This window comes from Paenibacillus sp. Y5S-9 (assembly GCF_036894235.1).
GTDB lineage: Bacteria > Bacillota > Bacilli > Paenibacillales > Paenibacillaceae > Paenibacillus.
In genome coordinates, this window is sequence record NZ_CP145887.1 from 1,626,780 (window position 1) to 1,651,439 (window position 24,660).

Annotated in this window: 27 protein-coding genes, 1 tRNA gene and 1 riboswitch; of the genes, 23 read left to right on the top strand and 5 right to left on the bottom strand. The window is 46.5% G+C overall.

The features are described 5' to 3' along the window. Positions 1-7: 7 nt before the first annotated feature. Genes urtB through urtE form a run of 4 tightly spaced genes read left to right on the top strand, consistent with a single transcriptional unit; the run spans position 8 to position 3,471 of the window. A complete protein-coding gene (gene urtB, locus V6669_RS07125; RefSeq protein WP_036610830.1) occupies positions 8-913 on the top strand; it encodes an urea ABC transporter permease subunit UrtB in 906 nt (301 codons plus the stop codon). A gap of 21 nt (positions 914-934) precedes the next feature. Then, entirely contained in the window at positions 935-2,026 is a 1,092-nt protein-coding gene (gene urtC, locus V6669_RS07130; protein WP_133386775.1) for an urea ABC transporter permease subunit UrtC, read from the top strand. Continuing rightward, complete coding sequence (urtD, locus tag V6669_RS07135) at positions 1,989-2,798, top strand: urea ABC transporter ATP-binding protein UrtD (protein WP_338592202.1); 810 nt, start codon at positions 1,989-1,991, stop codon at positions 2,796-2,798. The genes urtC and urtD overlap by 38 nt, the downstream gene beginning before the upstream one ends. Then, entirely contained in the window at positions 2,776-3,471 is a 696-nt protein-coding gene (gene urtE / locus V6669_RS07140; RefSeq protein ID WP_338592204.1) for an urea ABC transporter ATP-binding subunit UrtE, read from the top strand. Before urtD ends, urtE begins: the two co-directional genes overlap by 23 nt. A gap of 29 nt (positions 3,472-3,500) precedes the next feature. On the opposite strand, the gene V6669_RS07145 is transcribed toward urtE, so the two are convergent. From V6669_RS07145 to V6669_RS07155, 3 genes are all read right to left on the bottom strand, one after another. Further along, entirely contained in the window at positions 3,501-4,136 is a 636-nt protein-coding gene (locus V6669_RS07145; protein ID WP_338592207.1) for a hypothetical protein, read from the bottom strand. 27 nt (positions 4,137-4,163) lie between these two features. Then, on the bottom strand, positions 4,164-4,367 hold the full coding sequence (locus tag V6669_RS07150) for a hypothetical protein (protein ID WP_017690011.1): 204 nt from the start codon (positions 4,365-4,367) through the stop codon (positions 4,164-4,166). Positions 4,368-4,633: 266 nt separating this feature from the next. Then, the gene (locus V6669_RS07155) at positions 4,634-5,335 is read right to left on the bottom strand and encodes an urease accessory UreF family protein (RefSeq protein ID WP_162158974.1); all 702 of its coding nucleotides are present in this window, start codon (positions 5,333-5,335) and stop codon (positions 4,634-4,636) included. Positions 5,336-5,760: 425 nt separating this feature from the next. On the opposite strand from V6669_RS07155, the gene V6669_RS07160 reads away from it, so the two are divergent. After that, a tRNA-Leu gene (locus V6669_RS07160) sits at positions 5,761-5,843 on the top strand. Between the two features lie 146 nt (positions 5,844-5,989). Here the strand turns inward: V6669_RS07160 and V6669_RS07165 are convergent. Next, positions 5,990-6,469: a glutathione peroxidase gene (locus tag V6669_RS07165; RefSeq protein ID WP_338592214.1), complete on the bottom strand. Its 480-nt coding sequence runs from the start codon at positions 6,467-6,469 to the stop codon at positions 5,990-5,992. A gap of 372 nt (positions 6,470-6,841) precedes the next feature. Then, positions 6,842-7,017, top strand: a riboswitch (cyclic di-AMP (ydaO/yuaA leader). A 115-nt stretch (positions 7,018-7,132) separates the two neighbouring features. Between V6669_RS07165 and V6669_RS07170 the strand changes: the two genes are divergently transcribed. Together V6669_RS07170 and V6669_RS07175 are read left to right on the top strand one after the other, a co-directional pair. Further along, a complete protein-coding gene (locus V6669_RS07170) occupies positions 7,133-7,531 on the top strand; it encodes a hypothetical protein (RefSeq protein WP_235193755.1) in 399 nt (132 codons plus the stop codon). 180 nt (positions 7,532-7,711) lie between these two features. Continuing rightward, the gene (locus V6669_RS07175) at positions 7,712-8,395 is read left to right on the top strand and encodes an HAD family hydrolase (protein WP_338592219.1); all 684 of its coding nucleotides are present in this window, start codon (positions 7,712-7,714) and stop codon (positions 8,393-8,395) included. Positions 8,396-8,531: 136 nt separating this feature from the next. Here the strand turns inward: V6669_RS07175 and V6669_RS07180 are convergent, their stop codons facing one another. Then, on the bottom strand, positions 8,532-9,827 hold the full coding sequence (locus V6669_RS07180; protein ID WP_338594869.1) for an Nramp family divalent metal transporter: 1,296 nt from the start codon (positions 9,825-9,827) through the stop codon (positions 8,532-8,534). 398 nt (positions 9,828-10,225) lie between these two features. Between V6669_RS07180 and V6669_RS07185 the strand changes: the two genes are divergently transcribed. The 16 genes from V6669_RS07185 to V6669_RS07260 all read left to right on the top strand — a co-directional run bounded on the left by V6669_RS07185 (position 10,226) and on the right by V6669_RS07260 (position 24,650). Then, positions 10,226-10,645, top strand: a complete 420-nt coding sequence (locus tag V6669_RS07185; protein ID WP_017690005.1) for an organic hydroperoxide resistance protein — start codon at positions 10,226-10,228, stop codon at positions 10,643-10,645. A gap of 210 nt (positions 10,646-10,855) precedes the next feature. Beyond that, on the top strand, positions 10,856-11,101 hold the full coding sequence (locus tag V6669_RS07190; RefSeq protein WP_036610816.1) for a zinc ribbon domain-containing protein: 246 nt from the start codon (positions 10,856-10,858) through the stop codon (positions 11,099-11,101). Between the two features lie 99 nt (positions 11,102-11,200). Then, the gene (locus V6669_RS07195) at positions 11,201-11,479 is read left to right on the top strand and encodes a hypothetical protein (protein WP_338592223.1); all 279 of its coding nucleotides are present in this window, start codon (positions 11,201-11,203) and stop codon (positions 11,477-11,479) included. A 188-nt stretch (positions 11,480-11,667) separates the two neighbouring features. Next, positions 11,668-12,090, top strand: a complete 423-nt coding sequence (locus tag V6669_RS07200) for a thiol-disulfide oxidoreductase DCC family protein (protein ID WP_074093994.1) — start codon at positions 11,668-11,670, stop codon at positions 12,088-12,090. 61 nt (positions 12,091-12,151) lie between these two features. After that, the gene (locus tag V6669_RS07205) at positions 12,152-13,015 is read left to right on the top strand and encodes a DUF6612 family protein (RefSeq protein WP_338592227.1); all 864 of its coding nucleotides are present in this window, start codon (positions 12,152-12,154) and stop codon (positions 13,013-13,015) included. 144 nt (positions 13,016-13,159) lie between these two features. Then, positions 13,160-13,543: a VOC family protein gene (locus V6669_RS07210; RefSeq protein WP_047842030.1), complete on the top strand. Its 384-nt coding sequence runs from the start codon at positions 13,160-13,162 to the stop codon at positions 13,541-13,543. Between the two features lie 162 nt (positions 13,544-13,705). Continuing rightward, a complete protein-coding gene (locus V6669_RS07215; RefSeq protein ID WP_338592230.1) occupies positions 13,706-14,923 on the top strand; it encodes a ParA family protein in 1,218 nt (405 codons plus the stop codon). Beyond that, complete coding sequence (locus tag V6669_RS07220) at positions 14,920-16,224, top strand: ATPase, T2SS/T4P/T4SS family (RefSeq protein ID WP_338594871.1); 1,305 nt, start codon at positions 14,920-14,922, stop codon at positions 16,222-16,224. The genes V6669_RS07215 and V6669_RS07220 overlap by 4 nt, the downstream gene beginning before the upstream one ends. 40 nt (positions 16,225-16,264) lie before the next feature. Then, the gene (locus V6669_RS07225; protein WP_091016179.1) at positions 16,265-17,008 is read left to right on the top strand and encodes a type II secretion system F family protein; all 744 of its coding nucleotides are present in this window, start codon (positions 16,265-16,267) and stop codon (positions 17,006-17,008) included. Positions 17,009-17,020: 12 nt separating this feature from the next. Further along, entirely contained in the window at positions 17,021-17,890 is an 870-nt protein-coding gene (locus V6669_RS07230; protein ID WP_338592232.1) for a type II secretion system F family protein, read from the top strand. 11 nt (positions 17,891-17,901) lie between these two features. Then, positions 17,902-18,090, top strand: coding sequence for a Flp1 family type IVb pilin (locus V6669_RS07235; RefSeq protein WP_338592235.1), 189 nt, complete (start codon positions 17,902-17,904; stop codon positions 18,088-18,090). Then, entirely contained in the window at positions 18,056-18,748 is a 693-nt protein-coding gene (locus V6669_RS07240) for a TadE/TadG family type IV pilus assembly protein (RefSeq protein WP_338592237.1), read from the top strand. Before V6669_RS07235 ends, V6669_RS07240 begins: the two co-directional genes overlap by 35 nt. Then, on the top strand, positions 18,729-20,957 hold the full coding sequence (locus V6669_RS07245) for a hypothetical protein (RefSeq protein ID WP_338592239.1): 2,229 nt from the start codon (positions 18,729-18,731) through the stop codon (positions 20,955-20,957). Before V6669_RS07240 ends, V6669_RS07245 begins: the two co-directional genes overlap by 20 nt. Then, positions 20,954-22,018, top strand: coding sequence for a pilus assembly protein (locus V6669_RS07250; RefSeq protein ID WP_338592242.1), 1,065 nt, complete (start codon positions 20,954-20,956; stop codon positions 22,016-22,018). The genes V6669_RS07245 and V6669_RS07250 overlap by 4 nt, the downstream gene beginning before the upstream one ends. Positions 22,019-22,029: 11 nt before the next feature. Then, positions 22,030-22,545, top strand: coding sequence for an A24 family peptidase (locus V6669_RS07255; protein WP_338594873.1), 516 nt, complete (start codon positions 22,030-22,032; stop codon positions 22,543-22,545). A gap of 338 nt (positions 22,546-22,883) precedes the next feature. Next, a complete protein-coding gene (locus V6669_RS07260; RefSeq protein WP_338592244.1) occupies positions 22,884-24,650 on the top strand; it encodes a DUF6382 domain-containing protein in 1,767 nt (588 codons plus the stop codon). Positions 24,651-24,660: the final 10 nt, after the last annotated feature.

Sequence of the window (24,660 nt, forward strand, 5' to 3'; positions counted from 1 at the left end):
GATAGCGATGGATATGTTTATCCTGCAGATGTTCAACGGTCTGAGTATCAGTTCAATTCTGTTGTTGATTGCATTGGGGCTTGCAGTAACGTTTGGGCTGATGAATGTCATCAATATGGCTCACGGTGAACTGATCATGATCGGTGCATATGCAACGTATGTAACACAAAATCTGTTTATGTCCTATGCTCCAGCGGCGTGGTTTGGTGCCTACTTTGTTGTGGCTCTACCGATTGCGTTCATTGTAGCGGCTCTGATTGGCTGGTTGCTTGAAGTGGTGCTGATCAGGCATCTATATGGCAGGCCGCTGGACAGTCTGCTTGCGACATGGGGTGTAGGCATGATGCTGCAACAACTGGCCCGTACGATATTCGGAGCACCAAATGTAGGAGTATCCAGTCCGGCCTGGCTCAATGGGGGATTGGCGATCTCGGATGGTATTGTATTTCCGTATAAACGAATTTTCATTATCGCACTGGTTGCGGTTGTGCTGTTGTGTATGTATCTCTATATCTATCGAACGTCTTCCGGAAGACGAATGAGGGCTGTAATGCAGAATCGGAGCATGGCGGGGTGTCTTGGGATTTCGACCAGGCGGGTAGATGGCATGACCTTTGCGATTGGTTCGGGCATTGCCGGAATTGCTGGCTGTGCATTAACGCTCATTGGTCCGATTGGTCCTTCACTTGGTACGTATTATATTGTGGATGCGTTCATGGTCGTTGTCCTGGGTGGTGTGGGAAAATTGGTCGGAACCGTGTGTGGTGCATTGGGGATTGGTATGTTCAACACGCTATTCGAAACCTATACCTCGGCTTCCATTGGCAAGGTGCTCGTGTTTGTATGTATCGTTGCTTTTCTGCAATGGAAACCACGCGGTTTGGTCGCGATGCGTACACGAAGTCTCGATTAACGTGAAAAAGGGGGTTAGTTCATGTCCGCTTTACTCAAGACTGGTAGTCTCAAAATGAGGATTATCTGGGCGGTTGTACTCATCATGATGTGTCTTGCTCCACTGATCTCCACGGAGTTTCGTCTAAGTCTGTTAGCCAAGTTTTTGGCGCTGGCAATCCTGGCCATTGGTCTTGATCTGATCTGGGGTTATGGGGGTGTGTTGAGTCTTGGGCATGGTGTGTTCTTTGGGCTAGGTGGATACGCGATGGCGATGTATCTGAAGCTTCAGGCCAGTGGAGCAACGCTTCCTGACTTCATGGGATGGAGTGGTCTCAGTGGTCTGCCATGGTTCTGGGAACCATTTCGCTCTTTCCCGGTGGCGCTGTTATTGGGGATAGCCCTTCCGGCATTGCTTGCCTTTGCCCTGGGGTGGTTTACGTTCCGTAACCGGATCACCGGTGTTTATTTTACCATCCTGACTCAAGCCTTGGTTCTTATTACGGTAACACTCTTTGTTGGTAAACAGGAATGGACGGGTGGAACAAATGGCATTACCGGATATAATTCGATCTTTGGTTTCACACTTCATTCCGCAGGAACAACAATTGTTCTCTACTATATAACGCTTGCTGTTCTGGTGATCGCGTATGTGCTCTGTCGTCGAATGGTGAACAGCCGGTTCGGTCAGGTGCTGGAAGCTGCGCGCGATGGAGAGAATCGGGTGCGGTTCCTCGGATATGATCCGGCAGGATATAAAACGCTGGCTTTTGCTTTTTCCGGTGCGCTTGCAGGCATCGCGGGCATGTTGTTTGTTCTTCAGGTCGGTATTATCTCGCCATCGATGATGGGGATTGTGCCCTCCATTGAGATGGTCCTGTGGGTTGCGCTGGGTGGCCGCGGTACGCTTATTGGAGCGGTCATCGGAGCGGTGGTGCTGAATGCGGCCAAAACAGGCATAAGTGAGGCTTACCCTGAAGGGTGGCTGTTCGTTATTGGTGGGCTCTTTGTAACGGTAGTTTTGTTCATGCCAAACGGAATTGTAGGTGTGTATCGTCATATCGTTCGTTTGCTAAAGCGGAGAGGAGAGAGTGCGCATGTCCAAGTCACTCGGGAAAAACCTAAAGTCTACTAAGGAATCAGAGGTACTGATAGCTGAGGATATTACGGTAGCCTTTGGTGGGTTCGTTGCTGTCAAAGGCATGAATCTGAAGCTGCATGAACATGACCTGCATTTTCTGATTGGACCGAATGGTGCGGGGAAAACCACGATGCTGGATGTGATATGCGGCAAAACCAAACCGATGTCCGGCTCGGTAAAGATGGCGGATGGTACGGAATTAACAAGACTGAAGGAGCACCAGATTGTTCGCAAAGGGGTGGGACGCAAATTCCAGGCGCCATCGATCTTTGCGGGTCTGACGGTACAGGAGAATCTGACACTTGCGGCGGAGACTCGCCGTTCTCCTCTACAGGCCATCGGTATTCGTCGATATGGAAAAATGAGTGCTGCCATGGAGCATGTTACTCTCCAGATTGCTCTGCAAGACCGCATTAACGCCCGTGCAGGAGCATTATCCCACGGGGAGAAGCAGTGGCTGGAGATCGGTATGTTGCTCTTGCAGGAGCCTCGTGTGTTGTTGCTGGACGAACCAGCGGCGGGCATGACGGATGAAGAGACACACAAGACCGGACGACTTCTGCAAGAAATTGCGCGTGAGCGCTCTGTTGTGGTGGTGGAGCATGATATGGAGTTTGTGCGAGAGTTTGCAGCCAAGGTGACCGTGATGCATGAAGGCAAATTGTTGAAGGAAGGTACGATGGCGGAAGTGCAGGCGGATCCGAAAGTGGCAGAAGTGTATCTGGGCAAAAGGAGGGATGACCATGCTGTCGCTGCAACGAATTGAATCCGGCTACGGGGAAAGCAATGTGCTTCGTGGTGTGAACCTGGATGTACAGCCTGGACAGGTGGTGTGTCTGATGGGCCGCAACGGTGTAGGGAAAACAACGTTGATGAAAACATTAATGGGGCTGCTCAAAACACGCAAGGGCAGTATTCAGTGGCAAAACCAGGAGTTATCCACTTTGGACACAGCCAAGCGGGCAAGGGCAGGGATCGGTTATGTACCGCAGGGGCGGGAGATTTTCCCGCAGCTTACGGTGAAAGAAAACTTATTGCTTGGTCTGGAGACAAGTGCACCGGGAGTAAAAACGTTCCCGGAGGATGTACTGGCGATGTTTCCAGTACTTGCGACGATGTATGGACGGCAGGGCGGGGATCTGAGTGGTGGACAGCAGCAACAGTTGGCATTCGCCCGGGCATTGGCTTCGCGTCCGGGGTTGTTGCTCCTTGATGAGCCGACAGAAGGCATCCAGCCTTCTATCGTAGAGGACATTCGGCAGGTTATTTTGCAGCTCAAGGCAAAGGGGAACCTCTCGGTTCTGCTGGTAGAGCAGAGTATTGATTTTGTACGGAGTGCCGCAGACTACATCTATATCATGGACAAAGGGGCCATAACCCTGCATGGGACACCGCAAGAATTGGATATGTCGCAGTTTGAACATCATCTCTCCGTGTAGTTGTAGTTAGTGTGGCGAGTGGAGAGGTTTCAGGAACGCTTGTCCAGGATATTCGAGTATTTGGGATATAACCGCCGGATGCATTCCGGACAGATGTCATGGGTGAATTCGGCGTGGGTATGCTTCTCCAGATAACTCTCAACGGAGTTCCAGTGTTCCTCTTCGTCCTTGATTTGTTTGCAGACGGCGCAAATAGGCAGCAGTCCGCGCAATGTGCGCACTTCAGACAATGCCTTCTTCAATTGGTGTTCTGTCTTTCTCTGTTCGGTAATATCCATGTGTGCAATCAAAGCGAGATCGGTATCCTGAATTGAATTTGCATAAGATAGAGGGGTGAGTTCTACACGAAACCACCTCTTTTCGTTGTATACAGTATACACGCAGATGTCATATGTATGATTTCGATTAAAGGGTATTCCGCGTTCTTTCAAATTCTGTGCGACAAGTGCCATGTTAGCGTTCTTGCCTCGTTTTGCCCAGGCTTCTGTCAGATGCAGGTAATGTCTATGACTACTGTGTGTATCCGGGTTTGGTGAGCATTGACCGAGTCCCTGTTGCCAGGCACGGTTACAACTTTGGATAATCCAATTGTGATCAACGATGATGAGTTGGTGACGTATGGACTGGAACGATAGCCTCTCCAGATCGGATGTAACATGTCTCATGGATAGGACCCTCCTTTGGCAGAAATCTTATCTCAGTTCATCTGGAATATCCAAAATATCAGCGACCAGGTGCCTGAATCGGGTTGCTTTGCGTGTGCCGTGAATGAGATTGGATAAACGATAGGGTGGGATGCCGTGCTGTTCACAAAAGGTCTTCTGGTCCACTTGAAGTTCGGTTAGCCGTCGTTTGATGGCCCATCCGAACGGAGTAACTGGTTTTTTCTTGTTCAAAAGGGTTCACCCCTGATTAGAATGTAGTATTCAGCCGCCCTTTCTTCATGTAAAATATATAGAAATGCGAGCTGTATGTTTCATTATATACGTAAATTCGTCATCTAACAATTAAAAAAGACGGAAAAAAGTGTATTTTGTGATGATAAATGGCGTAAATACGTAAATAAAACAAATAAAATGACAAAAAACACGTCGGCAAGGAGGTTGCCGCGTGTTTTTTAGTTTGCTTGAATAAAGGGGAGCAGGTATGAGGAGGAAGAGGATTAGGCCCTGTAGGCATGAAGTCCAGCTCCAAGCATATGGAAACTGGGGAAAAATGATTTCATGGACATCGAGGTTGGCTGTGCCAGTCCATCCGCAGCCGAGGCGCTGACGGTCTTCCATTCATTCTCCAGATCTGTGGCCAGGCGGACCATCAGATCCTTGGTTGTATCGTTGTTCAGGGGAATGACTTTGGAGGCTTCGGTTATGCAGGCATTCATGGCTGAATGCAGGTAACCAAGGACCGCCTCCTCGACCGGGATGTCGAGGTGGTGGTTAATCCATGCGTGAACAGTGGAGAGGCAGCCAACCGAATCGTATTTGGCAAAGATCTGTTCGAGCTGGCTGAATTCAATCCAGGGGTGCAGAGCGCGTGCAAGTCTGATCAATCGTTTACCCATGGCGGCAGCTTGTTCTCTGAGATCTCCAGGGGTTCGCTGAACATGGACGAGCTTGTCGATTAGAGCTATCCGCCATGTATCCTTGTGATCTGCTGCGGTATAGATGCCTTTGATGGCCATACCTTCTAGACGAACGATGCTCGGATGCAACTGACAACGCATGAATGATTCGAGATCTTCAGCATTACGAATGGTACCCTCCCTGATATGGATATCCATGCCGAAGGAATGGGTGAACCCTCCAACCTGAATAGAGGAATCAAGCAGTTTGACATAATCGAGCAGCTTATTCCCACGGTTCACAATCATTCGCCTCCTGTGTTCGTTAAATGTCACTTAAAGTGACATTTATATTCCTTTTTGATTGCTTTATGTTCAAAAATCCGAATTATATGATAGTTATCATCCCATAAATGTCCGCTTTTTGTCAATAGTATCCGTGAAATTTAATGGATTAAATCTGGGATTCAATATTTGTGTTATTTTATATAACATATAAGGTTAAATATCTGCGAAGTGCAGGGAGGACTAGATATAAATGAATCAATAAGATCAGCTCAATCCGGAAAGGAGGGGATCAAATCTAATGTATGCAGTTCATGGGTAAAGATGACGAGAATATGCGTTTTTTGTGGAAAATGCCTAGCTGTAAAAGAAGTATTAAAAAATACTTTACTTTTAGTTCTGAACCCGGTATAATCAATTCTGTTGCCGATTATTTACGACATGCGGTCGTGGTGGAATGGCAGACACGCTATCTTGAGGGGGTAGTGGGCGTATGCCCGTGGAGGTTCGAGTCCTCTCGACCGCATCATATGAACGATTAAGAAGAAGCTTTCCATTAATGGAAAGCTTCTTTTTTTGTTTTTTTAACAGTCTGACATCAAAGTTGAGAAAAAAGGCCATCCATTACCGGGGCAATGGTGCTCTACCTTCCGGCTACGGGTGGCCAATGTATTATTTTTGCAGCAAGTTCTTGATATCTTCTTCAATCTTGTCCGGTGTTGTTTTGGGAGCATACCGTTTAATGACCTGTCCGTTCTGATCCACAAGGAATTTGGTGAAATTCCATTTGATTGCTTTGGAGCCGAGCAGGCCAGGAGCTTCTGTGCTAAGGTGCTGGAAGAGAGGGTGAGCGCTTGAGCCGTTCACATCAATTTTCTCAAACATAGGGAAGCTTACGCCATAATTCATCTGACAGAACTCGGCAATATCATCGGAAGAACCTTTTTCCTGTGCAAACTGGTTACTTGGAAAACCAAGGACTTCAAATGGCGCATCCTGGAACTTGTCTTGCAATTCTTGCAGACCTTTGAATTGAGGGGTAAGTCCGCATGAGCTTGCCGTATTCACAATCAGGAGCACTTTGTCACGGTAGTCGGACATTTCAACTTCTTGACCGCGAAGGGTATTCACTTTGTAATCGTAGATTGTCATCTAAATCGCCTCCATTTATTTACTCTTATATCTTCTATTATATTGGTTGCAATTAAATATTGCAAAACTAATGTGGTGTTAAAAGCATCAAAATAGGCAAGTTGTGCAGAATACGTGAATGAATTGCGAAGTGATTTTCGTCAGAGTGAGAATTAGATAGATTTAAAGAGATGGATAGAGTATGACCTTGTTGTAAGCGCTATTATATGTGAGTATTGCCGAAAATCTGTCGATTCGGTGATCTGTGCGGACTTTACACCATCATGGCACGGGTGTATGATTCATAACGTAATTTCAATTTAAACTAAATTGTACCTGAAAAACGAAACAAACGATAATATCGCTCGATCTTATCCTTAAGATATACGAACGATGTTTTAATCGCTGAGTTTCCATTCATTGATGAGTGGAAAACGGGGGAACCAACAGAATGCGCTGTCCAGGACAGTAGGCATTCATGGGGTGAATTTTCCGGTGACAGCCGGAAATAGGGCGACTCTCGCGCCCGAATCCGTCAGCTAACCTCGTAAGCGTTAAAGGGAGAGGCAACAAGCCGTACGCTGGTTCATGGTCTTTTCGCCATGGATTCTTTAAGAAGCGTTCGGGAGGCCTTGGTCCCCCACGCTTCTTTTTTGTTGTCTTTTCACGCCAAGGGAGGAACGAATGATGGATACTGAGATGATCTTAGTGACTGCTCCAAATGAAGCAGGACGTAAATTTATCAAATTACTAATGTACAAAAAAATGCCGTTTGCCGTTCTAACCAACAGTGCAGGGGAAGAGCGTAGACTCCGTAGAATCGGAGTCGAACATGTCATTCGCATGAATACGGCTGCAGCTCAAAAATGGTTTTTGCCGCAGGGCAGCGTAGGCAACGTGTTTATTTTTGAGAACAGCCTGAATCTGACCTGTCGTTATTTACAGATCTGCCGTTCATGGACATCGAAATCCCTGTGCGTCATTACGGAGCAGAGTCATCCTAAGGGCATCTATCGGGGCATGGGCGCAGACCGGATTGTATATTCGCTCAATGGGGAAGTTGGCTTTCTCCTCAATGGTTAATGCCATAGCTTGTGATTGCTCAGGTGTAAGGTGCCTGTTATAATTGAATGTATCGATAAACGGAAGTTTGAGGAGACTCATGCAAGATGGTGAGTCTTCTTTTTTATGGTTTTAAAGGTAGTTCAAGACTTTTTGAACACGAACTTTTAGATTGCCTGTGGCTTACAAGGAGGAATTGGCGTGCCGGATGTGGGTGGATTAAAGTGGTTGTTTTTTGATGTTGGAGATACACTGGTGGATGAATGGGAGCCGGTTGATGATATTATCGGACAGTTCGTCCGTGAAGCCTGTGCTTTGGGGTATCCGGTGACAATTGAGGCGGTACGCGAACTGTTCGCGAACTGTTACCAGAAATATGAGCAATGGCCTATGAGAGTGGCGATTCGCACCTTCGTTGAAGACGAGGGACACCAGAAACAGATTCAGGACAAGTTGAAGTTTCAAAAAGATCTTGAACGTCCTTTTCCTTCAGCGGATTCCGTTCTTCAGCAGTTGTCACGGCATTATCGCATTGGCATCATTGCCAATCAGAGTCCCGGAACGGAAGAAAGACTGGAGAGCTACGGCTTGCGGAAGTATGTTGACGTTCTCGCCTGTTCTGCTGAAGAAGGTGTGTCCAAGCCAGACCCTGAGTTATACGCTGTAGCCTTGAAACAGGCCGGCTGTGAACCGGAGGAAGCCGTCATGGTTGGGGATCGGATCGACAACGACATTATACCTGCTCGGAAGCTGGGCATGCTTACGATTCGAATTATGCAGGGTTACGGAAGATTCCAGCCAGACCGATCGGATGAGGAACGTGCGGATTGGACTGTTGACTCATTGGATGAACTCCTGCCGTTACTGGTGCCCAATCAGGATTAGATAATTGTTTATTAGAGTTTAGCGTTTTACTATAAAAGGAAACACGTTGCTGTACTGCAACAATAAAGGCTGATCAACTTGGTATTGAATACCGGAGTTGATCAGCCTTTTTAGTATTTGGTCGATAAAAACGAGATTAGAATAACCGAATCGTCTGAATGATCAGATATACATTCAGCACAACGATAATCGCGGCAATGACCCATGAGATGATTTTGAGCCACAATTTGTTGGCGAATGCACCCATGCTTTTTTTATCACTCGTGAACATCACCAGGGGAATTACAGCAAAGGGCAATTGAAGCGACAGCACGACCTGGCTCAAAATGAGCAGTTCTTCTGTGCCATGTTCTCCTGCAATGGCTGTGACAATTACCGCCGGGATGATGGCGATCAGACGTGTGACCAGTCTGCGCAGCCAAGCCGGAATTCGAATGTTCAGGAAACCTTCCATAACAATCTGCCCGGCAAGTGTACCTGTTAGGGTAGAGTTCTGACCTGATGCTAACAGCGCCACACCGAACAGGACACTTGCAACCGTGGTACCCAATAGAGGTGTCAGCAGATGGTAGGCATCTGCGATCTCGGCAACCTGCGTCATACCAGCACTGTGGAATACAGCAGCAGATACAATCAGGATGGCCGCATTGATGAACAGGGCAAGTGTCAGTGCGATTGTCGAGTCCATGGTCGAGTACCGAATAGCTTCTTTTTTACCCTGTGGTGTCTGTTCAATCTGACGGGTCTGCACAATGGAAGAATGCAGGTACAGATTATGCGGCATCACGGTTGCCCCTATAATACCAATGGCGATATAGAGCATAGCCGGGTTTTGTAGAATCTCAACATTTGGTACAAAACCATGGAGAACACCGCCCATATCCGGTTTTGCCAGGAAAAGGTCAATCCCGAAGCAGAGGGCAATGGTCGCCATCAGCACAATGACAAGTGTTTCCAAAGCGCGGAATCCTTTGTTTTGCAGTACAAGAATCAGGAGTACATCAACTGCGGTGATGATCACGCCGTATAACATGGGGATGTTAAATAACAGCTTTAACGCGATGGCAGAACCTATGACCTCAGCCAGATCGGTAGCTGCAATGGCGAGTTCACACAGAATCCATAACATCATGACAACAGGCATGCTGAATCGTTCACGACAGGCTTGGGCCAGATCCCGTCCAGTAACGATGCCGAGCTTTCCAGCTAATGATTGAAGTACAACGGCCATCAGGTTCGATAACAGGATAACGGATAACAAGGTATACCCGAACTGTGAGCCACCTGCGATATCTGTTGCCCAGTTCCCGGGGTCCATGTAACCTACGGCAACGAGGTATCCTGGGCCTACAAAGGCGAGGAATTTCTTCCACCATGCAGCATTCTGCGGGACTTTCATGGAACTATGTGCTTCTCCAAGCGAAGGGGCCATGCCCGCAGTAGACAATGATTCTCTTGAAGGAGCGTTGAACGGATTTTTTTTACTCATACGATAATCACCTGACTTTGAATTATTGATTTGGTAATATTGATGCGGGACAAACCACGCATGATATATCTAAATTTTTATGTTTATTGTTACATTGTACTCCTTCAATAATTTTTGTCTAGTGCAACTTTTATGTATTAACACAAAATTTAGGTTCTAATTTGAAGATGCCCCTTCGTATATTACCCAACCTTAGGAAAAATACAGCCATGGCGTTGAAATGCATGAAAATAATAAAGTTGTGAAAGCTTATAAAGAACTAAAATGCGTTTCAAAATGAGCCAGAAGTTTAAATTGAAAGGAAGGCAGTAAAAACTAAATGGATAAGGGAGAGATTCTTAATGGAAGCTTTATATACAGCAGTAGCGACAGTTAAAGGTGGACGTACAGGTTCAGTAACTTCTTCGGATGGCGTGCTCAAACATGATTTGAAAATGCCGAAAGAGCTTGGAGGTTCCGGTGGTGAAGGTACCAACCCTGAGCAGCTCTTCGCAGCTGGATATGGAGCATGTTATGAGAGTGCCCTTGCCAATGTTGCTCGTAAAGCAGGTGTGAAATTGGAGAATGTGGTCGTTACAAGTAACGTATCCATTGGTAAAGACCCTGCGGATGACGGTTTTCAATTATCTGTTCGCCTGGACGTGAGTATGCCTGGTGTGGATCACAGTCAAGCAGAAGATCTGGCCCGCAAGGCACATGATTTCTGTCCGTATTCCAAAGCGACACGTGGCAACATTGATGTTGTATTAAACGTAGTCTAAGATTTGACTCCCTGCAAGTAAAGGGAACTTATAGAGTAGGGTATCCCAGATACCTGATGTTCGACTACAAAGCCCTGCTGGCAATCGGCAGGGTTTTGTGTTGATTATAATATAAGGACATGATGCAGGAGATTAGATGCCAGATCGCGTACTATTTTACATAATTGCACTCTCACTTCATGCTACACATTCCATAAAGGGGGAACAAAGATGAGTATTGAAGAGATGATCGAGCGGCGATTTGTGTGTACAAAATGCAGAGGCACGGATTGTAACATTAAGGAAGTTTCCATGTCAGGAGCAGGCCTGAGCAAGATGTTTGATATACAGCATAACCATTACCTGTTCGTGGCTTGTGCTTCCTGCGGGTATGTTGAAGTATTTGATCCGGATGTCTTGAAAGGGAAAAAACAGGGGCAGGTAGGGACGATTCTGGATATTCTGTTTGGCGGGTAGACATGCGCGAGTTGACATTGAACTGAATTTTCTTTAATATAACTTAGTACTGAGTAGTGTCATTGCATGAACCAAATTTGAATTAAACAGGTGATATCCATGTCTTATAGACCGCGTATTGCAGATTTAGAATTAGCTTATGGTAACAAGGAAGACGGATTGTACGAATTTAAAATGAATTTGGTAGACGGTACAAAATGCCGTGTATTCTACTCCCGTTCCCCGGAATGGAAGATGACCAATATCAGTCGTTTGCAGAAAACGCCTTGTCCAGTATGTCGCAAAGATTTCATTTGCAAATGTATGGACCAGTGGGCAAGTGACCTGCATCAACAAATGATCGATGACAAATGGATGGAAAAGGCAGTTACGGAGTAATTGTCGGACAGATACGAGCGTAGGCACAGTGCCTGCGCTCTTTTTCTTTCTATTTCCCATTAATGCGAGTTCAAAAAGAGTGGTTTTCAGTCTTTTTGAACTACTTCTATAAATAAATTTAGAATTAGTGAACAAGATGGCTCAAAGTGGGTAAGTTACTCTAACCGCAACAATAGGAGGCAGCCAATATGACAGCAAATCAAACGGATGTGCATCAGGGACATCCCATCGTACTGGTGGATGGCGTCTGTCACTTCTGCCAGGGCTTAACCAAATGGATTATTAAGCGTGACCCGGAAGGGAAATATCATTTTGCATCGCTTCAATCGGATGTAGCCAAGGAACTGCTGAAGAAAGGCAATTTGTCGACAGACAGTATGGATACCTTTGTTCTGATTGAAAATGGAAAATACTATACACGTTCAACCGCCGCACTGCGACTGGCCAAAGGTCTAAAGTTTCCTTATCCGTTGTTATATGTGTTCATTATTGTACCGAAATTTATTCGTAATGCAGTTTATAACTGGGTTGCTCGCAACCGTTATCGCTGGTTTGGCAAGGATGAAGCGTGCATGTTGCCTACACCGGAGATCAAAGATCGATTTTTATGATTAATAACGGAAATTATTGGGTAATGAATACAGATCATATCTATTTTGGGAGGACAACAACTTGAAGAAGTGGACTACATTATTTATCTGGGCATTATTAGCAGTGAGCTTGGCAGCATGCAGTAACGATACAGATAATACGGCAACGCCGCCAGCGACTAACAACGAAACATCTAACGAGGGTAATACACCTGCAGAGCAGGAAACAAAGATCCCTACCCTGGACGAATTGATTACCAAAACCAATGCAGCAACCAAAGAAATGAAAAGCTTCACAACTGAAGCAAACATTGATCAGAATCTGAAACTGGATGCTGGTGAACAGTCCCAGGATCAACAGGTTAAAACATCGCTTAAGATGGATATTATCAAAGATCCAATGATGATCTATCAAGAGATGAAAATGGAAATGTCGGGACAGGAAGCTCAGAACGTGAAGCAGTATATCACATCGGATAAAATCTACTCTCAAGTTGGGGATCAATGGGTTGCGATTCCTGAAGCTCAAACCAAGGAACTGATTGAGCAGATGAAAGCAAGTATGAATCCCGAAGGTGAATTGGAGCAATTCAAAAAGATCGAAGAAGATACTGAAGTGACCGAAGAAGGCGACAATTATGTGATTAACGCTGACGTATCCGGTGATAACGTGAAGGAACTGGCCAAAGCCGTGATGGAGCAGAACGGATCGGATGCCCAGATGCAAGCCATGCTTGATCAGATGAATATCACCAGCATGAAGATGAAATACATGATCAACAAAGAAACCTACCTGCCTGCAAGTACGGACGTAACCATGGTCATGGAAATGGAACAGAACGGACAGAAAATGACGATGGACATGAAGATGAACAGTACGTTCTCCAACCAGGATCAAGTGGAAGAGATCAAGATTCCACAAGAAGCATTGGATAGCGCTAAATAAAACAGGCACCTCTGAACTAGATCTGTGTGAGCCGAGAGGTTTACCGGATTAATATCAGGGGTGTTTTTCTGTTTAGCGGAGATTATGGTCAGGGTTGAAGGTGTTATAGTATAGTCATATTGAAGTAGAGAGGGGATATAAAAGATGATCGAATATGCACACATCCACCATGTTAGTCTGGCTGTACGTGATCTGGAAATCGCGAAGAAATTCTATTCGGGGTTACTGGGGATGCAAGAGATTGAACGTCCGGCTTTCCGCTCCACAGGTACATGGTATGCCATCGGTAGCCAGCAACTTCATCTGTTACAGCACCCTGAGGGTCACACGTTACGTGAGGCTGGAATTGATACAACAGACGGCCACTTTGCGATCTGGGTGACCAGTTATTCAGGGACTATAGCCTGGTTGGAGCAGCAGGGAATTGAGTACGAAGCGAGACCTGATAGTGTGGCTGGATTCGCACAGATTTTTGTACTTGATCCGGACCGAAACATTATTGAGTTCGATTCACCGTACAACTCTTAAGGAGAAATGGGTTAGAATAAATCCCTTGCTCCCCCAGAAATTGTATGCTATATTATCCATACATTCATAGCACGTGACGGAAGCACCGTCCATATACTGCATATTCATGCGGTTATTGGACGGTGTTTTTTTTGTGCTTTTTGACAGGGAGGGAAGGAAAATTTGATTGTACTGAAGGTAGTTCTGGTTTCGAAGGATAGAGATTACATTAGCGCCTGGCTTGATTATGTACAGGGAAATTCGCCTGGTCTCCATGTGCGTTTCACGGCATTCTCCCAAGGGGATTCGTTCAAGGATCACATGAATGAGCAAGAAGGTCGAGAATTACCGGATCTGGTTATTGCGGAACCGGAGTTTCTGAATGACTGGCTGAATAACGGGGGAGAAGGATCAGGTGTACCTTGGCTAATGCTTAGTGAAGGGATGGAAGAGGTGGATGAGGCCAAGCGGCTGATGAAATACCAACCCTTGCCTGCTTTGCTGGATGCTGTGATGCATGCTTGCCGACAGCCACGCCGTAAGAAGGTTCACCATCCGGGGCAAGAGACTCTCTCCATCGGTGTAGTATCCGCTTCGGGTGGAAGTGGCAAAACGGCAGTAGCCCTGCATATGGCGAAGCAATTGGGACTTGCAGGATATGCTGTTCTCTATCTGAATCTGGAGACGCTGGACAGTACGCTCCCGTTTCTGGAAAAGGGACTAACTAGAAGTGGGCAGCGTAACCCGGATGCGGAGACGGGATTGTCACGTCTGTTATACGATCTGAAGGTGGGCAGAAAGGAATCCGGCAAGCAGTTACAGGTGCAATCTAAGGCTGTGGATAGATATGTAGTCCGGCATGAAGCGCTGAAATCCGATGTGTTCTGGCCATTATCGAATCGTAAAGAACTGTTGCAAATGACTCGTGAGGATACGTCGAATCTTATTTGTTATTTAACGGATTGCGGACAATATGACGTGTTGATTCTGGATGGGGATTCCGATTGGGATGGGCGCAGTGAAGGGGTACTGGATGCAGCAGATGCATTTGTCTGGTTGGTTGAGGATGATATATCTGCCATGCATCGATGGGGGCAATGGTTACAGCATGCTGAGCGTACGAAACCAGATCTATACGAAAGTATATCGGAGCGTTCACGCTTTGTGGTTAACAAATATCGGGACAATGTCGTCAATGCACTCCCACGTCCTGATCTGCATCTGGATGCAGTGTTGCCCTATATCCCTTCTTGGAAGCAACTCAGTCAGGAGGAAGTCATGCTTAGTTCTCCGATCTTCCAACGTGAAGTGAAGAGATTATGTGCCATGCTGGTACAAGATGGCGAAGAAGAATTAAAGCAGACGGGACGAATTCAGAAGCAGGATCGGTGGGCACTATGACGGATTCATCCAATAGAATACTGGATCGTGAAGAACAGTTTCAGATGATGCGCAGGGAAGTCAGGGCTGGCCTCGATTTAACCTCTTCCGCAGGAGATGATGAACTGTGGCAGGGGATAGAACGCAAAGTTCTTACTGACCCGAAGCTGGATGATCTGACCTCAGGAGAGCGTCATACGCTGGTACAGCGATTGTTTGACTCCTTTCGTGGATTGGATATTTTGCAGCCACTTGTGGATCATCCCGATATTACGGAAATTATGATCAATAGTCACAAGGAGATTTTTGTGGAGCAAGAAGGTGAAGTCAGCCAGATCACCCTTGAATTTGAGTCCAGGGAACGGCTCGAGGATATCATCCAGATGATTGTGTCCGGGGTAAACCGGATTGTGAATGAGTCTTCTCCAATCGTAGATGCCCGTTTAAAGGATGGTTCGCGGGTCAATATCGTGTTGCCTCCTATTGCCTTGAAAGGCCCCACGATGACGATTCGTAAATTCCCCAGTGAACCGATGAAGATGTCCGATCTGATTGACAAGGGAGCCCTGCATGAAGAAGCGGCAGAATTATTGCAGCAGTTGGTACGGAGCAAATACAACATTTTCATTGGAGGTGGGACCGGATCGGGAAAAACGACCTTTCTGAACGCATTATCACAGTTTATCCCTGCCGATGAGCGGATTATAACGATTGAGGATTCGGCTGAGTTGCAGATTGTTACGGTACCAAATCTGGTATCACTGGAGACGCGGAATGCCAATACCGAAGGCAAGGGGCAGATATCTATTCGGGATCTAATCAAATCTTCCTTACGGATGCGTCCAAACCGGATTGTGATTGGGGAAGTCAGGGGCGCAGAAGCGCTGGATATGTTACAGGCCATGAACACTGGCCATGATGGAAGCTTGTCAACTGGGCATGCGAATACCATCTCGGACATGATTAGCAGACTCGAAACGATGGTGCTTAGTGGTGCGGATCTTCCCATTGCCGTTGTGAGGCAGCAGATTAGTTCAGCAATCGATATTTTTGTACATCTGTCCCGGCTACGAGATCGCTCAAGGCGGGTGACAGAGATTAGTGAAGTGATTGGGATGCAGAACGGTGAGGTTTTGCTGAATCCACTGTTTCGTTTCCAGGAACAAGAAGAGCGTGAAGGCAAAATTATTGGCGGGTTAGTACAGGTTGGAAAGTTGAATCAGGTGGATAAAATTCAGATGGCTGGGCTTGGGGAATGGCTGGATGGATACATAGAACAATATAGTGTTGAAACAAATTTATCAGATAACAACGTGAATTAAAGTCATTGGAAGGTGATTACTGTTGGGTGAAGCCAGACAGATGTTGACGGATTACACCGTATATACGCTTTCCCGGAGACAACGAATGGTCTGTATGTTGATTAGTGGTCTGCTGTTTTTTGGCATCGGAATTCTGTTCTACCATCACTGGTTGGCTGGAGCGATCCTGGCTGCGGGTTGCATATGGGTACCAAAACATTGGACTAAAGTGCTGTTGGAACGAAAAAGAATGACACTCAGTTTACATTTTAAGCAAGCGCTATATGCATTATCTTCGGCACTAGCCGCTGGAAAATCGGTGGAAAATGGATTCAAGGAATCCGTGGAGGATCTGCGGATGTTGAACCCGGAAGCGGATACCGATCTGATTCGTGAGTTCACGATATTGCGGACACGGATGGAGTATGGACAACCAATTGAAGAGGCACTACAGGATTTTTCGGATCGGGCGCAGATTGAAGATATTACGAATTTTGCAGATGTGTTCATCACGTGCAAACGAACTGGCGGGGATCTGGTTGAGGTTGTGCGTCGTACCTCTGCGGTGATTGGGGAGAAGCTGGACATTCAGCAGGATATTATGGTCGCGGTTTCGCAGAAAAAGTTCGAATCAAAGGTGATGTTTGCCGCTCCATTTATTTTTCTGATATTCCTCAATCTGACCGCTAAAGACTTTATGGAGCCGTTATATAGCGGGATGGGCTACCTCATCTCAAGTGGTGCCTTGGCAGTACTCGCCTGCTGTTATCTGTGGATTAATCGCATTATGGATATCAAAGTATAAGGAGCTGAAACGATGCTGCTTCCCGTTATAGTCGCAGGGATGCTCGGAGCGGGATGGCTGGTGCTGGATCGAACCCGGGGACAGACCTACCGGCATCTGCGCAAGCTGGATATGGAAGGATTACGACTGAAAAAATTACATGGCCCCTTCCTGTTTATATTGGACAAGTTTGACATTGGACGCAGATTGCCAGTGCTCATGTTTCGAATGCAACATGCCATTCAGAAAATGTATGGCATACAGCACAGTGGAGAAAAAACGATGCTTTATTGCGCCGAAATGTTGACCTACACGTGGCTCATGCTGCTGGTGGGATGCCTGTTATCACTCGTTGGAGATATGGGCATCGGAGGTATGGTAGGTGGGCTCGCGCTTGGTGCAGCGTTACCTTTTGCGCTCTACAAAGACCTCAATACAAAGGTGCAGCGAAGAGACCAGGATATTCTTATGGAACTGCCTGAGCTGCTGAACCGAATTGTACTGCTGGTTGGCGCAGGGGAGACCGTGCAACGTGCCATCGTTCACTGTGTGACAAGCCAGGGGGAACGGGATCATCCGTTGTACAACGAACTCAGAAAGACGGTGGGAGATTGGAATAATGGGTACTCGTTTCAACAATCATTTGAACAGTTCAGTCGTCGCTGCGGTGTACAGGAAGTGACGATTTTTACGACAACAGTGCTGCTGAATTTCCGGCGTGGGGGAGGTGACTTTGTATTGGCGCTGCGGGATCTGTCACATGTGTTGTGGGAGAAACGCAAGGCTGTCAGTCGGGCGAAGGGAGAACAGGCTTCTTCCAAACTGGTGTTTCCGATGGTACTGATCTTTTTTACGATTGTGGTCATGATCGGGGCACCTGCTTTTATGATGATGAATATGTAGGAGGAATTGGGATGATGGGATTATTGAAAAACAAGGTAAACGCATTTTGGAAAGAAGAGGACGGGCTCGGCACGTTGGAGCTGATTCTGATTATCGGGGTTATTATCATTATTGCTTTGATTTTTAAAGACCAAATTAAGACGTTAGTAGAGAGACTTTTGAAGAATGTTAGCGATAAAAGTAATGAATTTTTCGAATAACAAGTTCAAAAAAGAAGAAGGGAGCTTCACGGTTGAAGCCTCCCTGATCTTTCCTGTTGTGCTGTTTATTCTTGTGTTGTTGCTCTTCTTTACCATGTACATGTATCAAAAGACATTTTTGAATCAACATGCCTATGCAGCTTCCGAACGTGCAGCCTATAGCTGGGACAACAGCCACAAGCAGGCGATGACGAGTGAAGTTGTCGCTGGAGAACATGACAATCTGTACTGGAGACTGACGGATGATCGTATGCTTGGAGCACTATTTGGCTGGGCGGGAGCGGATAATCAGGTTAGCGTTTCTATACCTGCTGGTGAAGGCGGCAATCTTTCGGAACAGAAATTAGCACAAGCGGTGCAGCATATGCCCTCAGCTATGAAAGGAACGATTGAGTATCAGAATTCTCTGATTCAGCGGAAAATAACAACCAAGCTGGAACAAGTAATTTCTTTGCCTCTTCCTTCTTTTTTGTTCGATTCAGGTAACCGTGTCCTCACTCAAGGATCGTCCGCAGTTGTTGAACCGGTTGAATTCATTCGAACGGTAGATCTGGTCCGTTATTACGCAGCCAAGTTTAAAGGCAAAGGCGGTGCGGCGACCAGTACAGCGGCAGAAGCCGGACAGGTTGTGCAGCATTTTGGCAAAAGCAAAAAGTGAGAAAAGGAGGAGGGCGGAGCTGTTTAGAAAAAAAGACGGTGAGTCGGGAGCCGTAACCCTTTTTTTAATATTAATATTGGCCGGTGTTTATATGTTTGTCGCTATATTTATTGATTACGCTCGTATAGCGGCATTCAAGGTGCAGACCGAACGCATGACTCATGCTGCGATGAGATCCGTCATGTCAGCCTATGACACATCACTCCGGGAGTATGGTTTATTCGGGTATGGCGACAGCAGTGGGGATGCAATTATGGCTAAAGTGCTGAATGATAGTGTGAAGCCTTCAGCTGTAAAAGATGGATTTCCCATTCTGGATATCCAGTGGGATAAAACTTCACTGAGCATGGAGCGTGAACTGGGCAGATACGATATATTTAATCGCCAGATTCAGGAGGACATGAAGTATCGGGCTCCGGTTGATTTTACCCTTGAAGTGATCAATCGGTTCAAACCGATGTCAGACGAGATGAAGGAAGCTGCGCACACGGTAGACTTGCTGAAAAAATTACAGAAGTTATATGACAAACGTGAAGAATTGCTGGATGAAGCCATTGCTAATCAGACGGAATCCGCGGAGAAGCTGAAGAATCTTCCAAAGTTGATCATGGACCCGCCTTCACAAGTTATCTATGAAGAAATGTTGGAAGAAACACCAGAGACAGCTGCCGAGGCAGCAGCACGTTATGCAGATTATCTTAACAAGAAACAGGCGGATGAGGGATTTCCGTTCAGAGAGCAACGATACATATTGGAACTGGCTCGTTATCGGGCCGGTGTTGGTAATGTGGTGACAGGCATCAGCATGATCATGCAGCCCGCGTTACAGGCCCATCAAACAAAGCTGGAGGAAGCACAGTCCAAAATCGAAGAAGCACGCAAGATCAATGAGGAAATGAAACGTGTGATCGCGGAGGGGGAGAACCGTTCGGAGAATGCGAGCTATGACAATGTGGGCAACTCGAATCTTCCTGGGACGAGTCCTGCATCTACTGGATCAGGCACTGAAGCTAAAAGTACACGTTCTCTTGCTTCGGAGCTTGTGAGGGCAGATAGCCTATTTGATCAATTGAAGGCACGGGTTGTTTCCCAGAATACGGACTTCTCTAACGTCAGAAGAGACAACATGGAATTGAATACACAGCTTCGCAGTGTCACAGGCATGAGCGGTGTTCCGATTAAACCGGCGGTCAGACAGGCAAGTCAGGTTACGGAGGGATATATGGACACCTATGTACGTAGCGGTCCTGCCAATCTCATCCTGCAAAGTAAGCAGCAGCTGGAGAGTGGTCGTGGGTCGGATGCCCAGCGCAAAGCGAATGACAAAGAATCCAAAGGGAAATTGAAGGATGTCAAACGAATCTTGTCGCAGATTCAGAATGGAAGTTCGGGTTCCATGGACGCTTTCAAACAGCTGGAGGAATATTACAACGCTAATATTGCTTTTAACGAGGCTAGTCGTGAGGAGGCCAAAAAGGCAGAGATTGCTGGAGATCCTTATGACTCTGGTGGCGATGCCATGAAGGGAATGGACAGTTTGTTTGGCGGGATGTCCGGTCTGCTGGATAATCTTGGCGACGAATTGTTTCAGAATGAATATGCTTTAGCCTATTTCAACTCCATGGATTTTGGTCAGTTATTTACCTGGACTGAAGGTGGTGGAGATGCTGGTGATGTCTTCAAACTGGAGAATCAGGAACTGGAGTATATCGTTTACGGGTTTCATAATCCTTCGGGTAACATCGCTGCGGCATATGCGGAGATATTTGGGATGCGGCTGGCTATTCGGACGGCAGAAGGGTTAATTGAGCACAGCAAGCTTGGGAACCCACTTCTGGTATTATCGGCGGCAATCTTATACGGGATTACAAACGCCATTGCCGATATGGTGAAACTAGCAAAAGAGGGCAGTGTGGAATTGTCCAAGTATATCAAGGTCAAATTGACGTATAGGGACCATCTTCGATTGTTCCTCTTGATGCACAGCAACAATGAACGCAAAATGTCCAGAATGCTGGCGCTAATTCGATTGAATACTGGGGTGAATCCAGATGAGAAACAGACGTATGCTTCGGGTAACATGCGTAGTAGCATCAAGCTGTGGTTTTTACCAGGGGTGGTTAGAAGCATAGGTGCAGTTATGGGTAGTGCAGACCAGGTTGAAGATGGGCGAATTTTCATTGAGCGGAAGGCGGATTATTCCTATTGAATGATCAGGATCGTTTTGGTGGAGGGATTATGGATAAGCAGCAACATTATGAAAAAGAAAGCATACAAAAGCAGATTCGTTTAACACGAATAATCAGATTGCAACGATTGAAGTCTCTGAATAAGCAGATATGTTCTCCGAAAAAGGAACAGGGCAGCATGGTTCTGGAAGCCTCACTGGTGTTACCTGTCTTTCTGTTCTTTATCATGTTTCTCATTTTCATTGTGCAAATGACTCTAATCTCCACAGCGCTACAGAGCACGGCAGGGGAAGCAGTAAAGCAATTATCAACGAAAATATATCCCGTTTCCCTGGCATTCACACCTTCTGATTCTGCCGGCGGAGAAGGTTCTGGAGGGGGTTGGAAGATACCAGAATTATCTCTGACGGAATGGGCAGAAGGTTATGCTTCTTCTCTACCTGAGCCATTAAGTGATTGGGTACGTTCAGCAGCGGCTAGTGGTGAACAGCCACTGCAGGAGGTCAAGACATCCGTCTTGGAAACTGTACTTGATCCCACGGTAAAACCGCTGCTTCAACCATTTATCGAGCCAACGCTGCTGAATATGGAACGTGTTCATGTGAATGGCATTTCGATACCTGATCTCAAAAACAAAACAAATCCATATTTCCGACTTGAACTGAGTTATGAATTGCCGGTAAAAGTTCCCTTTCTCAGTAAACCGCTACGGATTCAGGCTGCTGCGGCAGAACGGGTATGGATTGGAGATACCGGAGAAGGATCAGAGGGCAGCGCAGGAGATGGGGATACTGCGGGTTCAGCAACGGTACTGTCGAAGCCTGACCCGGCTTACATAGGCAACAATGCAACGATCAAGGTGAAGGTAGAACCAGGAGCGACAGCCAACTTAACGATATTTTACAAGTCAGGTGAAAGTTCTGCGAAGCACATTGGCTGGGCCACCGCAGATCAGAATGGAATTATTGAATGGAACTGGTTTGTTGGTACTCGGACAACCGAAGGAACATGGAGTTTTGTTGTTGAGACAGGGGACGGTGCCAAGACGGAGACTTCGTTTACCGTGGCATCCAGAAAATAAGGAAGGGGATGATGGAGGTGGAGTGGTTTTACATAGCCTGTGGCATTTACATTATTGCAGCTTTTATTACAGATATTCGTTCCATGAAAATTCCAAATCGATTGACTTTACCTGTGACTGTTGCAGGCGTACTGGACCATATCATATGGGGAGGTTGGGATGGTTTCTTGTTCTCAGCCGCTGGATTTGCAGCAGGTTTTGGCATTTTGTTTCTGATGTATGCGATTGGGGCGGTAGGAGCAGGAGATGTGAAATTGTTTGGTGGGATTGGCGCATGGACGGGGCTTGCTTTTGGCATTCATGTCATTATTTACTCCGTTTTGTATGCGGGAGCCATTGGTTTAGTGATACTTCTATTCCGCAAGGACTCAGCGAAACGAATTCGGGGCATGGCAGGCAGTCTTGCAGGTTTTTTCATGCTCGGTTCGCTCAAGCTGGTAAATAAAGAGAAGACATTGAAGTTTCCGTTTATGCTGGCGGTGTTACCTGGATTTATTACGGTCCTTGTCTCAGGACTTTTCCCTTGATATCAGGAGTCTGGAAAACGTTAGGATAACAGTGATCGAAGATAGCACTGCGATTGGAGTGGAAGAGTGTGGTGTATTGTAACTCAACTTATATCAACTAAACTTTTTACACGAGAACGGAGAGGACGGAAAAAAACCTGAAGAAGCGGAGCTAAAAGCTTTCTGAAAGAAAGCTGCATCGGAAGCATATGCTTCGCCTTTATCCCCGGATTTTCCCCTTTACAAAGGGAATCAAGAAATCTGGGGATAACAGCGATCGGAAGGTTGTTCCGTCATCGAAGTACCCAGTGTAACTTTCTTTAGTTGATCCTATATAGCAACGGAAAGAGAGGATTGGCATGTATGGATTAACGAGAGATTTTATTCGTAACGGCGGAGCGTTCATGGTTTTGGAGAAAGAGAACGGGTTGCGAATAGAAGAATTGAGCCGGGTACAGATGGGGATGTTGTCCTCCAATCAGATTCCGCGACTTCTTCCTGTTCATATTCGGGAAGTCGACCGAAATGTAACTTTGCAGTACGACATATCAGGGTACAAGATGTTATCCCAGATGTTAAAGTCAAGCAAAATCAAATTGCGTGTTCTGTATGGTTTGTTGTTCCAACTAGCCGATGCCTTCACGGAATGCCGGCAATATATGCTGGAGCCCCGTAAATTATTGATCCAGGAAGAGTACTTGTTCATCAACGGTTCATTGGAACAGGGTGAGCTTGGAATGGTATATGTACCAGTCATGGATACGGTTGAAGTTGATCCAACATCTCAGCAATTCCGTGAGCTGGTGATCAGGCTGATGGCACATGTACAGGAACTGCAGGGAGAAGGCATTCAGCGTGTTCTGCAGTTATGTGACAACGAACGCTGGGATATCAGACAGTTGCGAGAGCTTCTGCTGGAATTATATGCTGACGAGCAAGAGAATGGAGGAAGCGCAGCATTTCTCTCGTCCAGAACTTCGGAAACCTTCGATGATTCAAGAGGTAATCTTCATTTGTCGATTTCTGAGCGGGATAGCAGATTAGCCAATTCTCGATCATATCAACCCGGTGCTCCTGTTCAAAATGCTGCTGTGGAGCCGCAACTAAATTTCCGTCAGCCGCAGAAAACGAGTGAATCCGAGGTGGGAGACATTCCGTTGAGATCTCGAACCTTTCCAGGCAGGCGCTCATCTGAGCAATCTTCATTAGAGAGATCAAATAGCATGGATCAGGGACTGAGTAATCGGTATGATTCTCTAGAGCGTGTTGAAATGGAAGTAGAGGAGAAGCCCGGTTCTTCCAAAGTAACCTATATCATATTGGGCTGCATGGTTGCCATGGCATTGGTATGGAGATTTATTTACATGGAGCAACCGGGACAGACGCAGATGATCCTGTGCATGGTACTAAGCCTTGGCTTGCTTGGTGTAGCAGGATGGACGTGGAAGCGCAGGGGAAGTCCTCATAATGACTCAGAGAATAAGAGGTCTTTTTCATTTAATTTAGGTAAGAACAAAGGCGAGCAAACGGAAGAGGATGAGGAATTATTTCAGGAGAGTTGGCGCTGGAATACAGCTGAAAGGCTAGCAGAACGCATAAATCAAACAGTTGCATTCGCCTCAGAAGGTGGTAGCGAGCATTCTCGTTATCAAAGTCTGCATATGACACCTGAACACTCCGAACCACCGATCGTTCAGCGTCATGTGGAAACGGTAGCTTCAACTTCGGAGCTAATTCGACAGGATGCAGTTGCGGAGGCAACCGTGAATTTGCAGAATCTGAGTGGAGGTAATGTTATAGGGGCAGGCCCGGTGATGGCGTCTTATTATCTTGAACGAAGATCTGGCACCGGTGACCAACATGAACGGATGGATGTGCAAGGAGCATCTTTTGTCATCGGAAGATCAGCAGACATGGTTCAGTGGGTGGACACAGCGACCGGCGTGTCCCGTGCTCATGTGGAATTGAGCCGGAACAAATCGGGCTATGTGATTAAGGATCTGGGTTCCGTCAATGGCACCGTTCTTCAGGGCAATATTCTTGCTCCGTATAAGGAGTATCCATTGGCGGATGGAGACACATTTACACTTGCGGAATCAGTTTACACCTATCGGTCGGTTGGATAAGACATAGTTC